1 pseudogene is annotated in these 2,537 nt (G+C 41.7%); it reads left to right on the forward strand.

Going from position 1 to position 2,537, the window contains the following annotated elements:
* Positions 1-2,537 (forward strand): annotated as a pseudogene (locus tag AB4496_RS18395) (hypothetical protein); the annotation flags it as partial.

Here is a 2,537-nt window from a genome sequence, read left to right on the forward strand (position 1 = left end):
AAAGTTATTAATAACTTTGATTTATCTTATGCCACTGGCGCCGATAAATTCGACCCATTTGTTACCATTACACTGATTGGTGATAGTTTCACTAGTAGTTCCCAATACTGTATATCGGAAAAAGATTGCCAGCCCTTGGTACCACGTTCTAAACCGCTATTTGAATTTGGAGAGGTAGACGCTAGCTCTTGTAATGGGTATACGTGTAGCTTTGATTTTGATGAAGATTTTAAAACGACGCCTGTCGTTATATTGATGTCTTCTTATAATCTAAATGATAATCCATCGGCAATGTTCGTCACATCTGTGACTAAAGATCGGGTCGAAGTGAAACAGCGCTTCCCTTTAAGCTCGGACCCTAACTTAATGGATCCGATCTATTATTTTGCCGCAGAGGTTGGGGACGTAATACTAGATGAATCTCAGCCAGGGAAAATAATACGTGTAAGTAAAGTTGAGTTGAACCACTTCCAAACGGCAGGCGATACAAGGAGGGAAGGCTGGAAACGAGAAACATACTCTCAACGTTTCTCTGCGGCTCCTATTGTCTTTTCTCAAGTTCAGCCCGATAGCGGTAAGGATTTTTGGGTAACTACCGCACACAAAAATGTTGGAACCTCGAATTTTCGGCTGGCCTTAGAGTTTGGCCGGCAAAATGTACCAACTCCTACAAGCTATAGACGCAGAACTGTAGGGTATATGGCGGCACCTGAGTTTTCTGGGCAAACTTCAGGTGGTATTCGTTTTGTTTTTAATAAACCCAGTAGTTCATACAATCAAAGCGCTTCATTAGCGCAGTCTTGTATTGATAATCAGGTGTTCCATGGCCAGTCGTTCCAAGACTTTGGTGTGATTATTCAAAAGCAAACTCGAAGTGGATCGGATGGAGGGTGGTTAAGGTTATGTGAACTATCGAATCCGGATTATTTTACATTTATGCTAGAAGAAGACGCTTCAAATCGCTCGCATCAGACATATGAAAGAGTTGGGTTCTTTGCATTTGAAGAAGTAAGGCCAAAACCCCCTATTCAAAAATGTGATTACTTTCCTGAAATGTTGCAATCAAACCGTTATTTGCCAGGTGCAAATCCCGGAGAATGGACTCCATGGGATGGACAACTGGATATATCTTCAGGAAGTGGTACTGGAAATAATATCTATCTCGATCAAATTTCCAAATCAGAAGCATTAGGTTTTACTTCTTCTAGAGTGTCTGGTCTTGGAGCTTGTGTTTATAAAGACGGGCAGAATAGTGGCGGAAGTTGTACGGTGAGTTCGGCTAAGAACTTATTTCCGTTAGGTGTTCCGGATACTACTGCTTTTAACCCTTCGGGCGGTGTGTTGATAGCGGCTGGCAATAATCAGACGACTGAGGCGACTCAATTTAATTATACTTCATTATCTTTTAGCGCAAATACGAGCACAGTTGTTTTTCCCGCTGGAGAGTATTGGATTGACACCATCAATTTTAATCATAACGATTCTTACATTAAGGTTAAAGGTGATGGTCCAGTTGTTATTCACTACAACCATATAAATTTGTCTCATAAAAGTCGTATATATATTAATGCAGGAATAGATGAGCAGAGTGATTCTAGCTATGATCACAATGACTTTACGTTTATTGGTCATGGCCGTTTTTCATCTTTTTGGCCTTTAGGTGGTTCTGATATCCGTTTGAATGCGAATGTGTATGTATCGCCAGAGGCTATCAGTGCTGGTTTCGATATTAATGGTGTCGCTCGTTTTCAAATGACAGGAGCAATTACCGCTCCTAGAGTTTCATTTAGGTCGTCAGACACTAGCTTCATAAGGGCTAAGTCAATAGCAGGATGTTACACGCCTCCTAGCCCAACGATAAAATATATAGAGATCAAACCAAACAACTATCACTTAACTTGTGATGACAAGGCTGAGGTGTATGTCGTGCCTTATGATGAAAACAGTCAGCCAATGAGCGATGTCAATGGGGAGACGGTATCTATAAGTGCACCTGAGGTAACTTTTAGCGGTGGCTCTTTTGATAGCCAAAACAAGAGGTTTGTTTTTGATATTGATGGTCGAAGTGGTAATAAATACGGTGATGTGCTTGCGACTGCATCAGTTAATGGAACGACTATCCAAGACCAAAAAGACATTAGCTTTGTACCTTATCGGTTTGATATTAAGCCGAGTGCTAGTTCTACATGGAACAATCAGCCGCTAGAGGTCATTGCCGGAAAAGCAGAAGATATTGATGTTCGAGTCTTGGCTTGTAGTAATAATGCATCACCAACGCCGATTGTGATGAATTATGCGGAAAAGTTAGATGTGAACGATCTTGGATACGTGCTTCAAAAGCCCGGAAGTGGTGGCGGTAGCCTTGGCAGTGGCGATTTTAACTTCTCTAAAGGGGTGGTTGAGGATGTTGCTATTCAATTTGATAACTCAGGCGAGTTAGTTGTCACACTTGAAGATAAGAGCTTTAGGTGTTCAACTCAACCCCCGACAGTCGCGAACTGCCCTAGCGATGGCGGTACGTTGAAAGGTCAAATTAC

It is taken from the genome of Vibrio sp. 10N.222.46.A1, assembly GCF_041473595.1.
In the GTDB taxonomy this organism is placed as follows: Bacteria; Pseudomonadota; Gammaproteobacteria; order Enterobacterales; family Vibrionaceae; genus Vibrio; species Vibrio tasmaniensis_A.